The 16,193-nt window shown below is 44.0% G+C and carries 13 protein-coding genes; 11 read left to right on the top strand and 2 right to left on the bottom strand.

Features of this window, described 5'->3' with window-relative positions; translation table 11 throughout:
• The 6 genes from dnaA (at position 1) to gyrA (ending at position 8,672) form a co-directional block, all read left to right on the top strand.
• On the top strand, positions 1-1,341 hold the full coding sequence (dnaA, locus tag MHH58_RS00005) for a chromosomal replication initiator protein DnaA (RefSeq protein ID WP_135097322.1): 1,341 nt from the start codon (positions 1-3) through the stop codon (positions 1,339-1,341).
• Positions 1,342-1,510: 169 nt separating this feature from the next.
• Positions 1,511-2,644, top strand: coding sequence for a DNA polymerase III subunit beta (gene dnaN / locus MHH58_RS00010; protein ID WP_135097324.1), 1,134 nt, complete (start codon positions 1,511-1,513; stop codon positions 2,642-2,644).
• Between the two features lie 190 nt (positions 2,645-2,834).
• Positions 2,835-3,053 carry an RNA-binding S4 domain-containing protein gene (locus MHH58_RS00015; protein ID WP_115885565.1) on the top strand — a complete coding sequence of 73 codons (219 nt, stop codon included), beginning with the start codon at positions 2,835-2,837 and terminating at the stop codon, positions 3,051-3,053.
• A complete protein-coding gene (gene recF, locus MHH58_RS00020; RefSeq protein ID WP_135097326.1) occupies positions 3,050-4,153 on the top strand; it encodes a DNA replication/repair protein RecF in 1,104 nt (367 codons plus the stop codon). Before MHH58_RS00015 ends, recF begins: the two co-directional genes overlap by 4 nt.
• A gap of 14 nt (positions 4,154-4,167) precedes the next feature.
• Complete coding sequence (gene gyrB, locus MHH58_RS00025; RefSeq protein ID WP_341344613.1) at positions 4,168-6,087, top strand: DNA topoisomerase (ATP-hydrolyzing) subunit B; 1,920 nt, start codon at positions 4,168-4,170, stop codon at positions 6,085-6,087.
• Between the two features lie 17 nt (positions 6,088-6,104).
• Entirely contained in the window at positions 6,105-8,672 is a 2,568-nt protein-coding gene (gyrA, locus tag MHH58_RS00030) for a DNA gyrase subunit A (protein WP_341344614.1), read from the top strand.
• Between the two features lie 89 nt (positions 8,673-8,761).
• Here the strand turns inward: gyrA and MHH58_RS00035 are convergent, their stop codons facing one another.
• Positions 8,762-8,968, bottom strand: coding sequence for a helix-turn-helix domain-containing protein (locus MHH58_RS00035; protein WP_341344615.1), 207 nt, complete (start codon positions 8,966-8,968; stop codon positions 8,762-8,764).
• The gene (locus MHH58_RS00040; protein ID WP_341344616.1) at positions 8,965-9,432 is read right to left on the bottom strand and encodes a DUF2975 domain-containing protein; all 468 of its coding nucleotides are present in this window, start codon (positions 9,430-9,432) and stop codon (positions 8,965-8,967) included. Before MHH58_RS00040 ends, MHH58_RS00035 begins: the two co-directional genes overlap by 4 nt.
• 166 nt (positions 9,433-9,598) lie before the next feature.
• On the opposite strand from MHH58_RS00040, the gene hutP reads away from it, so the two are divergent.
• The 5 genes from hutP (at position 9,599) to hutI (ending at position 15,942) form a co-directional block, all read left to right on the top strand.
• The gene (gene hutP / locus MHH58_RS00045) at positions 9,599-10,042 is read left to right on the top strand and encodes a hut operon transcriptional regulator HutP (RefSeq protein WP_228063433.1); all 444 of its coding nucleotides are present in this window, start codon (positions 9,599-9,601) and stop codon (positions 10,040-10,042) included.
• 95 nt (positions 10,043-10,137) lie between these two features.
• Positions 10,138-11,628, top strand: a complete 1,491-nt coding sequence (gene hutH, locus MHH58_RS00050; RefSeq protein ID WP_341344617.1) for a histidine ammonia-lyase — start codon at positions 10,138-10,140, stop codon at positions 11,626-11,628.
• A 112-nt stretch (positions 11,629-11,740) separates the two neighbouring features.
• The gene (locus tag MHH58_RS00055; RefSeq protein WP_341344618.1) at positions 11,741-13,039 is read left to right on the top strand and encodes a YjiH family protein; all 1,299 of its coding nucleotides are present in this window, start codon (positions 11,741-11,743) and stop codon (positions 13,037-13,039) included.
• Between the two features lie 12 nt (positions 13,040-13,051).
• Entirely contained in the window at positions 13,052-14,710 is a 1,659-nt protein-coding gene (gene hutU, locus MHH58_RS00060; RefSeq protein ID WP_341344619.1) for a urocanate hydratase, read from the top strand.
• Complete coding sequence (gene hutI, locus MHH58_RS00065; protein ID WP_341344620.1) at positions 14,710-15,942, top strand: imidazolonepropionase; 1,233 nt, start codon at positions 14,710-14,712, stop codon at positions 15,940-15,942. Before hutU ends, hutI begins: the two co-directional genes overlap by 1 nt.
• Positions 15,943-16,193: the final 251 nt, after the last annotated feature.

Genomic DNA, 16,193 nt, shown 5'->3' on the forward strand with positions numbered 1-16,193 from the left:
ATGAGCAGCTTAAATAGTATTTGGGATAATGTCCTTGAAAATATCAGTGAAAATATCCCGACCGTCAGCTTTCAGACATGGTTTAAAGATACAAAACTGATCGATTTAAACAGCAGCAGCGCAATTGTCAAAGCGGATAACGAATTCCAGCAGGGCTGGCTGTCCGAAAAATATTTAACACTGATTGAAGAAAGCATCTACAGAGCGATCGGTGAAAAAGTTTCAGTTAAAATCGTTTTTCAAGATGAACAGCTGGATAATCCAGCACCCGCGAAAAATACAGCACCTGAAAAAAGCAGCCAGATAATGGATGTTCCTGTTAAACATGCTTTAAATGCCCAGCATACATTTGATACGTTCGTCATCGGCAACGGCAACCGCTTCTCGCATGCCGCTTCACTCGCAGTAGCGGAAGCGCCTGCGAAAGCATATAACCCGCTGTTTATATACGGGGGAGTCGGTCTCGGCAAGACGCATCTTATGCATGCTATTGGGAATTATGTGCTGGAGCACCGTCCAAATGCGAAAGTCGTTTATTTATCGAGTGAAAAATTTACGAATGAATTCATCAACTCGATCCGCGATAACAAAACTGAAGAGTTCCGCAACAAGTACCGCAATGTCGACGTCTTGTTAATCGATGATATTCAATTTCTGGCAGGCAAGGAATCAACGCAGGAAGAGTTTTTCCATACCTTTAACTCGCTGCATGAGAATGACAAGCAGATCGTTATCTCCAGCGACCGGACACCGAAGGAAATTCCGACGCTTGAAGACCGTTTGCGCTCGCGCTTTGAATGGGGGCTGATGACAGACGTCACACCGCCTGACCTCGAGACCAGAATTGCGATTCTGCGGAAGAAATGCGAAGAAGAAAATGTAGAGATTCCAAATGAAGCAATGATTTACATCGCCAACCATATTCATACAAATATCCGTGAACTGGAAGGCGCACTGACGCGCGTTGCAGCATACTCAAAAATTTCAAATCAGCCGATGACTCCGGAAGTAGTGTCTGAAGCGCTGAAAGACCTCGTTGTTACAACCAAGTCAAAACGTATGACAATACACGATATTCAAGTAGCCGTCAGCGAATATTACGGCATTCACATCGATGAGCTCGCCTCTAAAAAGCGGACCAAGTCCATCGCTTTCCCGAGACACGTCGCAATGTATCTGTCACGCGAACTCACTGACAATTCATTGCCTAAAATCGGTGAAGTATTCGGCGGCCGGGATCATACAACTGTTATTCACGCGCATGAGAAAATTTCGAAGCTTGTTTCAGAAGATGAGTTATTCAGAGATGAATTAAAAGAAATCGAGAAAAAGCTTAATTAAATCTAATGTGAATACTGTGGATAAATGTTACACTGTAGTCAACACTTTGTACACATGTGGATAACTTTCTCTGTATAGCTTCAAGCCGGTTTTCCACATATCCACAGGACCTACTATTATTACTATTATTTTATATACTATATATCTATTAAATAAGGAGTACTCGCTTATGAAAATCAGTATTAAAAGACAATATTTTATCGAACAATTAAATCATTGTTTAAAAGCTATTTCACCAAGAACTACTTTGCCTATTTTAAACGGGATAAAAATCGATGTCTCTGATGATCAAATGATACTTACCGGCAGTGATTCGGAAATATCTATTGAAATTACAATACCTGCAGAAATTGATAATGAAGAAATCCTTGAAATCGAAGAACCCGGTTCAGTCGTTTTAACAGGCCGTTTCTTTGTAGACATCATTAAAAAACTTTCCGGTGATTTTGTAGATCTGGAAACAACTGAAAATTTCCAGACTAAAATTACCGCAGGAAAATCAGAATTTAACTTAAGCGGAAATGATTCAAATCAGTATCCTCTGCTTCCTGAAGTTAACGATGCAGACAGTTTAGTACTTTCTTCTGCAGTATTAAAAACAATTATTAACCAGACAAACTTTGCAGTTTCTTTATCTGAAACACGTCCTGTCTTAACAGGTGTAAACTGGAACTTTAACAAAGATAATATTTCATTTACTGCAACGGACTCCCACCGTCTTGCTTTAAGAAGACTGCTGGATAAAACATTTAACACGGAGATTTCAAATGCGATTATTCCAGGTAAATCATTGTCTGAACTCAGCAAGATACTCACAGACTCGGATGAAGATGTAGAAATTAACCTGTCGCAGAACCAGGTGCTGTTCACATACGGCAATATGCGCTTTATCTCGCGTTTACTTGAAGGAAACTATCCGGATACCTCCCGTCTGTTCCCTGAAAATTATGAAACTAAGGTCAGCGTTAACAACTCCGAGTTTTACCATGCAATTGACCGTGTTTCACTCCTGGCACGTGAAGGCGGCAACAACGTTATCCGCATGACTGTGGAAAACAATAATGTGGAATTAACTTCGAACTCACCTGAAGTCGGTACGGTAAACGAAGCTGTAAACGCTTCTGCTATCGAAGGTGAAGGCATTAAAATTTCCTTTAACTCCAAATATATGATGGAAGCACTTCGTGCGATTCAGGACGAAGAAGTAACCATTGAATTCTTCGGCACGATGAGACCGTTCACTATTACACCGAGCGAATCTTCCGAAGTCGTACAGCTGATTTTACCGATTAGAACATACTAATCAGTACGCAAATATTTAAGACCATGCCTTTTTTGATGAAAAACAGGCCTCTGGTCTCTTTTTTATGTTTACAGGTAGGTAAAAGCCTTTTTGCCTATAAAAGGCTCTAAACGCTTTATTTGGGCTTAAATAATGAAAATATATGTAAAATGTAGTATAATGAATGAGTATGTAATAGGAGGTTATGTCTATGGAAACGATTCATTTGGATAGCATGATAACACTCGGTAAATTTTTAAAATATAAAAATATTATCGGTACAGGCGGCGAAGCTAAATGGTTCTTAAGTGAACATGAAGTATTTTTAAACGGAGAGCCTGAGAACCGACGCGGCAAAAAACTGCACGATGGTGACGAATTGGTCATTGCAGGTGTCGGCGAATATAAATTTAAGTATCCGGTGCAATGATACTAAACGAAATTAAGCTCACAGATTTCAGGAATTATGATTCCTTGTCCCTGGCCTTTCATCCTAAGCTGAATATTTTTATCGGCCATAATGCCCAGGGAAAAACAAACCTGCTTGAGGCAATTTACTTTTTGTCCCTGGCGAAGAGCCACCGGACGTCAAAAGACAGGGAACTGATCCGGTTCGGCGCGGAAGATGCGTATATTAACGGGGTCATTACGACAGAGCACAGCACGCTGCCGCTCTCAATCGGTATTGCAAAAGGCGGGAAGCGGGCCAAGGTGAATCATCTTGAAGTCGCAAAACTGTCGCAGTACATCGGTCATTTGAATACGGTGCTGTTTGCTCCGGAAGATCTCAATATCGTTAAAGGATCACCGCAGGTCAGAAGAAAATTTATTAATATGGAATGCGGTCAGATATCGAAAATATATTTGAATCATTTATCCGACTATAACAAGGTTCTCGCTCAGAAAAATCAGTACTTAAAATCGCGCAGCGTCGATCAGATTATGATTGAAGTGCTGAATGACCAGCTTGCTCATCATGCAAGCCTGATTATTTTAAAACGTGAGCAGTTTATCGCCACGATTGAACGTCACGCTTCAAGAATTCATGCTGATATTTCAAACGGCAGAGAAATTTTAAATGTAGTCTATAACCCCAATATTAAATATGAGAGCGATAATCCGGGAGCATTGAAAGCGGAAATATCTGCTCTTTTAGCTGAGAATTTAAATAAAGAAATCGAACGAGGGACTTCACTTGTCGGTCCGCATCGGGACGATATCGGTTTTACGATTAATGATTTTGACGTTCAGACTTACGGCTCCCAAGGGCAGCAGCGTTCAACTGCGCTGTCTGTAAAACTTGCGGAGCTCGAATTAATCAAGGAGGAAGTTGGAGAATATCCGGTCCTGCTCTTGGACGACGTGCTCAGTGAACTTGATGAAGTGAGACAGGCGCATTTATTAACTTCAATCAGAAACCGGGTGCAGACGTTCGTTACGACGACTTCAATCAGCGATATCAACCATCAGATTATGGATGATATGCAGCTATTTGAAATAGAAAACGGCAAAATCAAAATCGATGAATAACGGAAGGTGAAAACATGGCTGAACAAAATATGGATCAATACGGTGCAAGTCAGATACAGGTGCTGGAAGGTCTTGAAGCGGTAAGAAAAAGACCGGGGATGTACATTGGTTCTACGTCATCACGCGGCTTGCACCACCTCGTATGGGAAATTATTGACAACAGTATCGACGAGGCGCTTGCAGGATATGCGTCTGAAATTAATGTCACTGTTGAAAAAGATAACTGGATTAAGGTTACGGACAATGGACGCGGTATTCCTGTAGATATCCAGGAGAAAATGGGACGTCCGGCAGTCGAGGTTATTTTAACAGTGCTGCATGCCGGCGGTAAGTTTGACGGCGGCAGCTATAAAGTTTCCGGCGGTCTGCACGGTGTCGGGTCATCCGTAGTTAACGCACTGAGTTCAAAACTTGAAGTATACGTGCATAAGAACGGCGAAATTCATTACCAGAGCTACACCCGCGGTGTACCGGATGCAGACTTAAAAGTCATTGGCGAAACGGATAAAACAGGAACGGTCATCCGTTTTAAAGCGGATGAAGAAATATTTACTGAAACGACAGAATACGAAATCGAAATCCTGCAGAAGCGTATTAAAGAACTCGCTTTCCTGAACAAGGGACTCGAAATTAAATTAATCGATGAGCGCGGCGAAGAAAATCTTGAATTTAAATACCACTATGAAGGCGGTATTAAATCCTACGTCGAGGAATTGAATAAGACGAAAGAAGCACTGCATGAAGAAATTATTTATATGGATGATTCAAAAGATGAAATCGAAGTTGAAATCGCAATGCAGTACAACCTCGGCTACACATCCACCCTTTTAACTTATGCCAATAATATTTATACACATGAAGGCGGAACACACGAAGACGGCTTTAAGCGTGCACTGACAAAAGTGATTAACAACTATGCCACAAAACAGAATCTGATTAAATCGACAGAAGAACGTTTATCTGGTGAGGATGTCAGAGAAGGCTTAACAGCAATCGTGTCAATTAAGCATACGGATCCGCAGTTTGAAGGCCAGACGAAGACCAAACTCGGCAACTCCGAAGCCCGTACGATTACAGATCAGCTGTTCTCGGCAGGTTTTGAAAGATTCCTGATGGAAAACCCTCAGACTGCACGCGTTATTGTAGAAAAAGGGATTACAGCTCAGCATGCCCGCGTTGCAGCGAAAAAAGCACGTGAAATGACGCGCCGCAAGTCGGCACTCGAAGTGTCGAGCCTGCCCGGAAAACTTGCAGACTGCTCGAGCAAAGACCCTGCGAAAAGCGAGCTCTTTATCGTAGAGGGTGACTCTGCCGGCGGTTCGGCAAAATCAGGACGCAACTCAAAAATACAGGCAATTTTACCGCTCCGGGGTAAAATTTTAAACGTTGAAAAAGCACGTCTCGACAGAATTTTAGGCAATAATGAAATTCGTTCAATGGTGACGGCGCTCGGTAGCGGTATCGGCGAAGAATTCGATATCTCAAAAGCACGCTACCACAAAATTGTTATTATGACCGATGCGGATGTGGACGGTGCGCATATTCGAACACTGCTGTTAACGTTCTTCTACCGTTTTATGAGACCGTTAATTGAACACGGCTATGTCTATATTGCACAGCCGCCGCTTTACAAGCTGGAACAGGGCAAGAAAAAACATTACGTATACGATGATGAAGCGCTCGATATTCTGCGCAGTACCTTACCTGAAACACCTAAAATTTCTATGTCGAGATATAAAGGTCTCGGTGAGATGAACGCCGATCAGCTGTGGGAAACGACGATGGATCCGGAACAGAGAAATCTTCTTCAGGTGGAACTGGATGATGCGATTGAAGCGGATCAGACATTTGAAATGCTGATGGGAGATGTCGTTGAATACCGGCGCAACTTTATCGAAGAAAATGCGAGATACGTTGAGAACCTCGACGTTTAATAAAGGAGATTTAATTTATGGCGGACCATGATGAACAATTTCAGCAAATAAATATTACGAAAACGATGCGCAGCTCGTTTTTAAGCTATGCCATGAGTGTTATCGTATCTCGTGCGCTGCCCGATGTCAGAGACGGCATGAAACCGGTGCACCGCAGAATTTTATACGGTATGCACGATAACGGTATGACTTCTGACAAGCCGTTTAAAAAATCGGCGCGTATTGTCGGGGATGTTATGGGTAAATACCACCCGCACGGTGACTCCTCAATTTACGATGCGATGGTGCGTATGGCTCAGGACTTCAGTTACCGCTACCCGCTCGTTCACGGCCAGGGGAACTTCGGTTCCATGGATGGCGACGGTGCAGCAGCAATGCGTTATACCGAAGCAAAAATGAGTAAAATCTCGATGGAATTAATGCGTGATATTAATAAAGATACAGTGGATTTCCAGCCGAACTATGATGAAAACGAACGGGAACCATCTGTCCTGCCGGCACGCTTCCCTAACCTTCTCGTCAATGGTACGAGCGGAATTGCTGTCGGTATGGCGACGAACATTCCGCCGCATAATCTGACGGAAGTCATCAATGCGGTACTCGAGCTCGCAGATAACCCGAATATTACGACCATGGAACTGATGGAACATGTTAAGGGACCAGACTTCCCGACTGCAGGTCTGATTATCGGTAAAAGCGGAATTAAGCGCGCGTATGAAACAGGACACGGTTCTGTTATTATGCGGGCACGCTGTGAAGTGGAAGTGATGAAGAACGGTAAAGAACGTATCGTTATTTCAGAAATCCCGTATCAGGTAAACAAGGCACGCCTCGTTGAGAAAATCGCGGAGTTAGTACGCGATAAAAAAATCGAAGGCATTACGGATCTGCGTGATGAAACGTCCCTTAAAGAAGGCGTCAGAATCATTATTGAGATCCGCAAGGATAAGAATGCGAATGTGATTTTAAATAATCTCTATAAACAAACGCCACTGCAGACATCTTTTGGTGTCAATATGCTGGCGCTTGTGAACGGCGAGCCGAAAGTACTCGCTTTAAAAGAAGTACTTTATCATTATTTAGAGCACCAGAAAGTTGTTGTGACACGCCGTACGAAATACGAATTAAAACGTGCTGAAGACCGCGCGCATATTCTGGAAGGCTTGCTGATTGCACTCGATCACATCGATGAAATCATTAAGACAATCCGTGCATCCGATACGGATGAAGAAGCGAAAAACAGCCTGATGAGCCAGTTTGACTTGTCAGAACGCCAGTCCCAGGCTATTCTCGATATGAGATTACGCCGTCTGACCGGACTTGAACGCGGCAAAATCCAAAATGAATATGATGAGATTCTTAAAAATATCGAATATCTGAAAAGTATTCTGAACGATGATGAAAAACTGCTTGAAGTCATCAAAGAAGAACTAACGGATATTCGCGAACGCTTCGGAGATGAACGCCGGACGGAGATTACACTCGGCAGCATTTACGATATTGAAGATGAAGATTTAATTCCGAGAGAACAGATTGTTGTGACACTGAGCCATAACAACTACATCAAACGCCTGCCGGCTTCAACATACCGCGCCCAGCACCGCGGCGGACGCGGCATTCAGGGTATGAATACGATCGATGATGACTTCGTCAGCCAGATTGTGACGATGAGCACGCACGATTATATTCTGTTCTTTACGAACACAGGACGCGTCTACCGTCTGAAAGGTTACGAAATTCCTGAACTGTCACGCCAGTCGAAAGGACTGCCGATTGTGAACCTGATTGAAATCGAAAAAGATGAAAAAATCAGTACGATGATCAGCGTGAAAGACAAAGACGAAACTGAAGGCTACCAGTTATTATTTGCGACGAAAAATGGTCTTGTGAAGCGTACACCGCTGGATGACTTTAAGCAAATTAATAAAAACGGTAAAATTGCTATCAGCTTCAGAGGCGAAGACGAACTCCTCGGTGTGCGTCTGACGGACGGTTCAACAGAAGTCATGCTCGGAACACGCGAAGGTTCATTAATACGCTTTGAAGAAGAACAGGTCAGAAGTATGGGCCGTACAGCAGCCGGTGTGAAAGGGATTAACCTTCGCGGTGACGACGAAGTCGTCGGTGTCGATGTCCTTGATCCGGGTCAGCATGTCCTTATCGTTACGGATAAAGGCTACGGCAAGCTTACACATGAAGAAGAATACCGCTCCATTAAACGCGGCGGTTTCGGTGTGAAAACTGCGAACCTGACAGACAAAAACGGTAAACTGGTGTTTATCGCGTCAGTAGACCGTGATGAAGATATGATGATTGTTACAGACAAAGGTGTTATTATCCGCCTGACAATCGATGCGATATCAATTACAAGCCGTAATACGCAAGGTGTGAGACTCATTCGCTTAGACGAAGAGCAGGACGTTGCGACGGTTGCGGTAGTGAAAAATGAAATTGCAGAAGAAGAACTGGAAGATGAAGGTTCTGAGATGGCCGAAGAAACACTGGAAGCGGAAGACAACCTTGAAGTTGAAACCGATGAAGTCGAAGATAATCTCGATCCGGAATCAGAATCTGAAGAAGAATAGATAAAAAATAAGCACCGGGATTTCTAAACAGAAATCCCGGTGCTTATTTGCTGTTTTGAGCGATTTGGCGTTGAATTCTAAAACCCGCCCTATTTCCGGTATTCCAGTATATCTCCGGGCTGGCAGTCCAGCACTTCGCAAATTTTTTCAAGCGTTGAGAAGCGGACGGCTTTTGCTTTATTATTCTTTAAGATAGACAAGTTCGCCATGGTCACGCCGACTTCATTGGCAAGTTCTGTCATGCTCATTTTCCGTTTGGCGAGCATTACATCAAGGTTTACGATTATTTTCGTCATATTGTCAGCTCATTTTCCCGTTTGATTGATACTGCTTTCGACAACGTTTCTTTTAATACAACCACCAGCACATGTATCGCAAATGGAATAAATACTATCCCCGCGCCGAATAAGACAAGTCCCGGAGCATCATCGAGCTCGGCAAGCGTAAAGAAAAACGGCATTAAACCGATAGTTGCGATAGCAATGCCAAGTGTCAGTTTCTGAACACGGTTCATGATAGTCAGTGTGTGACTTGAGAAAATTTCATCTCTGTCGATCAGTGTCAGCAGCTTATTTAAAGCATACACGATAAACAGCCCTAAAATCATATCAATCCAGACAACGGCAACCGCAATATAAACAACTGTATAAACCTCACCTTCTGAAGTGAAAAGCTGTATTCCCATCAAAAAACCAAATAATATAAGAATCGCTGCGGTAATCAGCAGCGTAATGCGCAGCACCAGCGTTTTTTTAATCATAGTTTTTCCTGCTTTCATATTTTATAAATTAAATTTACCACCTAACGTATCTAAAAACAATAAAAATATATCGTTTATCGATAAATTAAAGAAAACATACTTTCTTGTTTTTATTTTATGAAAGCGCTATAATAAAAATAGTTATTAGTGATTAGGCAGGTATATTATGACTCAAAGTACACATCGTGAATTTGGTAAATTCACTACACTCGTTGCACTGACTGATGAAGAAACAGCACTCCGTATACTGCCCCACTTTAAGTCATTTAAAGTGATGACGGGCAAAGTCGGATCTATGGATTTAAGCAAAGTCATCTCGTCGGTTGAAACTGCTGCGAAGCGCGGCGGACTCATTAATGGAGATATTTATCGTGAAACTCATTCTTTATATCACGCAATTTTAGAAGCGCTCCAAGGCGTGACCCGCGGAGATTTAAGCGTAGGGGAAATTATGCGTACTGTCGGTTTAAGGTTTGCGATTGTCAGAGGGAATCCATACGGCAGCGATGACGAAGGCGAATGGCTGGCTGTCTGTTTCTACGGAACAATCGGTGCGCCGATCAGAGGCAAAGAGCACGAAGCTTTGGGACTCGGTATTAATCATATTTAAATTAAATAGAATTGTCATAGACATTAGTTATTAGGGACATAAAAATCAATGGGATTTTTGTGTCTTTTTTTGTACGTAAATTTAGGAGGGATATCATGTCGGTTTTACATTTGGACGGCGAGCATTTAACGATTGATCAAGTAAAAGATTTCCTGGGAAATTCCGAAAGCACTGTGGAAATTACTGAAGATGCTTATAAGCGTGTGGATGCTTCCAGAAAAGTAGTGGAAAACATCATCGCAGAAGGTAAAACAATTTATGGAATTACGACCGGTTTCGGACTGTTCTGCGATGTTTTAATTTCAAAAGAGAAAGTGGAAGATCTGCAGACAAACTTAATCCGTTCCCACACCTGCGGTGTCGGTAAATCTTTTGAACAGCCGGTAGCATTGTTAATGATGGTTTTCCGTTTAAACACGATGCTGAAAGGCCACTCAGGTGTAACAAGAGAACTGGTTGAGCAGCTGAGGCTATATATTAATAAACGCATTATTCCGGTGGTGCCGGAACAAGGTTCACTTGGTGCTTCAGGTGACCTTGCTCCCTTGTCGCATATGGCGCTGACGCTGATCGGCGAAGGCGAAGTATTCTTTATGGATGAGAGAAGAAATACACGCGATGTGCTGGAGTCGCTCGGCATCGAACCGATCACACTGCAGGCAAAAGAAGGCCTGGCACTGATTAACGGCACGCAGCCGATGACGGCCCAGGGTGTAATTAACTATATCGAAGCGGATAAACTGATGCACGACAGCTTATGGATTGCATCGCTGACGCACCAGGCTCTGAACGGCATTACAGATGCATACAACCATCAGATTCACGAATCAAGGGGTTATCCCGAACAAATCTACGTCGCAGAAAAAATGCTCGAGTATCTGGAAGGTTCACAGCTGACGACGCGTCAGGGCGAAGTGCGCGTGCAGGACGGCTACTCTATCAGATGTATTCCGCAGGTGCACGGTGCATCACTGCAGACGCTGAACTACGTTAAAGAAAAACTGGAAATAGAAATGAATGCAGCGAACGATAACCCGCTGATTTTCAGTGAAGATGAAGTCTATTCAGGCGGTAATTTCCACGGCCAGCCGATTGCGATTGCAATGGATCTCTTAAAAATTGGTGTCGCTGAAATTGCGAATATTACCGAGCGCCGCATCGAACGTTTAGTTAATCCGGCATTAAACGGTGATCTTCCGGCCTTCTTAAGCCCGGAAGAAGGCTTGCAGTCTGGAGCAATGATTTTACAATATGCCGCAGCGAGTCTCGTTTCTGAAAATAAAACACTCGCCCACCCGGCAAGTGTCGACTCTATCCCCTCTTCTGCCAACCAGGAAGACCATGTATCAATGGGGACAATCGGTGCACGTCATGCGAGAGATATTATTAACAACGCACGCTACGTGGTGGCCACAGAGCTGTTTATCGCGATGACGGGAGCAGAGATTAAAGGTAAAGACAAATTGTCTCCGGCAACGCGCAAAAAATTTGACGAATACCGTCTGATTGCGGACTTTATCGACCAGGACCGCAACTTCAGTATTGAAATTAATAACTTGTCTAAGGCATTAACGGAAGTTAATTAAAATAATTTGCACTTCTCCTTAAGAATTTGTTAAAAATTCAGAATTTATATAAGCTTGTCTTATATATCAAGTAATTCAGTAAAGGGGTTATGTTATGGTCTCGCGGAACGAGATGCGTCGTGAAAAAGGTTTTAAAATTTGGCGTTTCTTTGTGTTCAGTGCACTCGGGCTGTTTCTATTTTTCGTACCGGTCACCATGTCCGGAACAAGGTCGATTATGCTCGATCATATCGTCACTGTCATTCATAGCATTTTTGGGGAGAATATTCAGTATTACACCCTGGCAGTTGTTTTTGCCGGCACATTGATTCCGATTTTGACTAAAACATGGAAGAAGAGTGCATTTAATATTCTGTTTACGATTTTTAAAATACTCGGGCTCGTTATCGGCGTCATGGTTGTGTTTAATATCGGTCCTGCTTTCGTGCTTGATGAGAATATGGGGCCGTTTCTATACTACTCGCTCGCTATCAACTTGAGTCTCTTAATTCCGCTTGGCGGTGCAGCACTTGGACTCATTCTCGGCTACGGCTTCCTCGTTTTTATCGGAGTGCTGCTGGAGCCGGTCATGAGGAAACTGTTTAAAACACCCGGCCGTTCGGCAATGGATGCGATGGCTTCTCTCGTCGGCAGCTACTCAGTCGGGCTGCTGATAACGAACAGAACGTATAAAGAAGGTTTGTATAACAAAAAGGAAGGGCTCATTATAGCGACCGGCTTTTCCACAGTTTCAGTGACAATTATGGTGGTTGTCGCACGCACACTCGATTTGATGGACCACTGGGTGCTGTTTTTTATCATCGTTATACTTGTGACTTTCCTGGTCACTGCTTTGACGGCTTACCTGCCGCCGATACGCAATGAAAAGGAAATATATTTCAACGATAAAAACAGCATCACCGAAGAAGATTACGAAGGTAACATACTGGAGTATGCATGGTACAAGGCGAAGCAGCAGTCGCATAGTGCGCGTCCGTTGAGAGAAGATATATGGACGAACTTTCTTGAAGCGATGAAGATGACCGCTTCAGTCGTGCCGTCTGTTCTTTCTATCGGCCTGCTCGGTTTAATCATTGCGGAGTATACCGATGTGATTACTTGGATTTCCTACGTCTACTACCCGCTTCTCTATATGTTTCCGCTTGAGAATGTGCCGCTGATTGCTGAAGCGGTAACGATATCCATTGTCGAAATGTTCCTGCCTTCCCTGCTTGCTGCGGAAGCAGACATTGTGACACGGTTTATCGCCGGGGTGACTTCTATTTCAGCTGTCGTCTTTTTATCCGGCTTAGTTCCCGCGGTATTAAGTACGAGTTTGAACTTACAAGTATGGAAACTAATTGCTGTGTGGTTTATCCGCACAGTGCTCAGCTTGTTAATTGTAATACCAATCGCATTATTAATATTTTAAGGGGATGACAATATGTCTAGAAAAATTACTGCTAAAACAGGTTTGGAAATCGAATGTAAAGGATGGGAACAGGAAGCGGCGCTCCGCATGCTGTATAACAACCTGGATCCTGAAGTTGCAGAACGTCCGGAAGATTTAGTTGTTTACGGAGGAATCGGTAAAGCGGCGCGGAACTGGGAGTCGTTTGAAGCGATTGAAAATACATTAAGAAATCTTGAAGCGGATGAAACGATGCTGATTCAGTCAGGGAAACCTGTTGCGGTATTCAAAACCCATGAGGAAGCGCCGAGAGTGCTGCTGTCGAACTCGGTACTTGTACCGAAATGGGCTAACTGGGAGCACTTCAATGAACTCGATAAAAAAGGTTTGATGATGTACGGACAGATGACCGCCGGTTCATGGATATACATCGGTTCACAAGGAATCGTTCAGGGAACGTATGAAACATTTGCGGAGCTTGCGAACCAGAACTACGACGGCACACTGCGCGGCACGATCACACTGACTGCCGGCCTTGGCGGCATGGGCGGCGCGCAGCCTTTATCAGTCACAATGAACGAAGGGGTAGCACTTTGTGTTGATGTCGATGAAACGAGAATCGATAAACGGATTGAAACGCGTTACCTGGATATTAAAACTGATTCACTGGACGAAGCCTTAAAACTTGCAGCAGAAGCACGCGATGCAGGGAAACCATTATCGATAGGTTTAATCGGCAATGCTGCTGAAGTCCACCATGAAATCTTAAACCGCGGCTTTGAAATTGACGTCGTGACTGATCAGACCTCTGCGCATGACCCGTTAAACGGCTATGTGCCGGAAGGCTACTCACTTGAAGAGGCTAAAAAACTGCGTGAAGAAAACCCAGAAGAATACGTGAAACTGTCGAGTGCTTCGATGGCAAAACACGTTGAAGCGATGCTGCAGTTCCAGAAAAACGGTGCAGTTGTCTTCGATTACGGAAATAATATCCGCCAGGTGGCATTTGATACAGGTGTTGAAAATGCATTCGATTTCCCGGGCTTCGTACCGGCTTATATCAGACCGCTATTCTGTGAAGGTAAAGGACCCTTCCGCTTTGCAACCTTAAGCGGAGACCCGAACGACATTGCGGTTGCTGATAAGAAGATGCGTGAACTCTTCCCTGAAAATGAGAAATTGATGCGTTGGCTCGATATGGCGGAAGAAAAAATTGCCTTCCAGGGGCTGCCTGCACGCATCGCCTGGCTCGGTTACGGCGAACGCGCGAAGATGGGCCTCGCCCTCAATGAACTAGTTAAGTCCGGAGAAATTTCGGCGCCGATCGTTATCGGCCGGGATCATTTGGACTCAGGGTCTGTCGCCAGTCCGAACCGCGAAACAGAAAGCATGAAAGACGGCAGCGATGCAGTCGGCGACTGGGCAATTCTAAACGCTCTTGTGAACACGGCTGCGGGCGGTTCATGGATCAGTGTACACCACGGCGGCGGTGTCGGTATGGGCTACTCGCTTCACGCCGGTATGGTAGTCGTCGCGGACGGCACTGACCGTGCAGCAAAAAGACTGGGCCGAGTATTAACAACAGATCCGGGTATGGGAGTGGCAAGACACGCAGATGCCGGCTACGATATCGCAATTAATACAGCGAAAGAACGCGGTGTGAATATACCAATGTTAAAGGAGAATAAATAATGAATGATGTAATGATCACAAATATAAAGTCATTAATTTTACCGAAAAAAACCGATGGACCGTTAAAAGGCAAAGAAATGGACGAATTGAACATTGTCGATGACGCTATTGTTGTTATTAAAGACGGCAAGATTGTCTATGCGGGAGCAAAAACAGATGAGTACGAAGCAAAAGAAATTATCGATGCAAAAGACAAAATCGTTTCCCCTGCCCTCGTTGAACCTCATACGCATATCGTGCACGGCGGTTCACGCGAGCATGAAATGTCACTGAAACGCCAGGGAGTTGACTACTTAACGATACTTGAACAGGGCGGCGGTATTTTAAATACGGTCGAACGAACACGCGAAGCTTCGTTCGATGAACTGTTAAACAAAGCATCAGTTAACATGACACGCATGATTCAGCACGGCGTGTTAACTGTTGAAAGCAAAAGCGGCTATGGACTCGACCGTGAGAACGAATTAAAACAGCTTAAAGTATCAAAAGCGCTGGAAGATAAATTCCCTGTGCTGATGCGTCACACCTTCTTAGGCCCCCACGCCCTTCCTAAAGGCAGAGAAGCTGAAGAATTTTTACAGGAGATGACGGATTTACTCGATGAAGTAAAAGATTATGCAGATTTCGCTGATATCTTTACGGAAACAGGTGTATTCTCTGTCGAGCAGTCGAGAAAATACATGGAAGCGGCACGCGAAAAAGGATTCCGCGTGAAAATCCATGCAGATGAAATCGATCCTCTCGGCGGCTTAGAACTTGCGATTGAGCAGGATGCAATCAGTGCAGACCATTTAGTGGCAGCGAGCGAAGAAGGCAAAAAGCAGCTGGCTGATTCAAATACGGTGGCGGTACTGCTGCCTGGGACAACATTCTATCTTGGTAAAAACGAATTCGCTGATGCGCGCGGCATGATTGATCAGGGTGGCGCCGTGTCTCTCGCGACTGACTATAACCCGGGCAGCTGTGTGACTGACAATCTGCAGATGATTATGGCTATTGCGGCGTTGAAACTCAAAATGACGCCGAATGAAATCTGGAATGCGGTAACGGTGAATGCAGCTCACGCTATCGATGCCGACCGCGGCACGCTCGAGCCGGGAGATGCTGCGAACATCGTCGTCTGGGATGCACCTAATCATGAGTACATTCCATATCACTACGGTGTAAACCATGCTTACAAAGTCATTGCAGACGGCAAACTGATTTTTGAACGTCCGGGCTTAAATTTATAAACTTGCGTTTTTAAAGGCCACGTTATAAAATAGCACCAAGTTAATATTTACTACTTTGAAAGAAGCAGTAGTATATCTGCGTCTATAGAGAAATCATGGCTGGTGGAAATGATTGCGTGATATGCGAATTTCTGTCTTTCGATAAATAAAGTAGCCGGTGAAAGCCGTTAAAATGTTAGAGATAGTATCAGTAAATGGTGCTAATTAGGGTGGCAACGCGTAGACCACGTCCCTTTCAGGGGACGTGGTTT

Origin of the sequence: Jeotgalicoccus sp. FSL K6-3177 (assembly GCF_038050175.1) — a bacterium.
In the GTDB taxonomy this organism is placed as follows: Bacteria; Bacillota; Bacilli; order Staphylococcales; family Salinicoccaceae; genus Jeotgalicoccus; species Jeotgalicoccus nanhaiensis.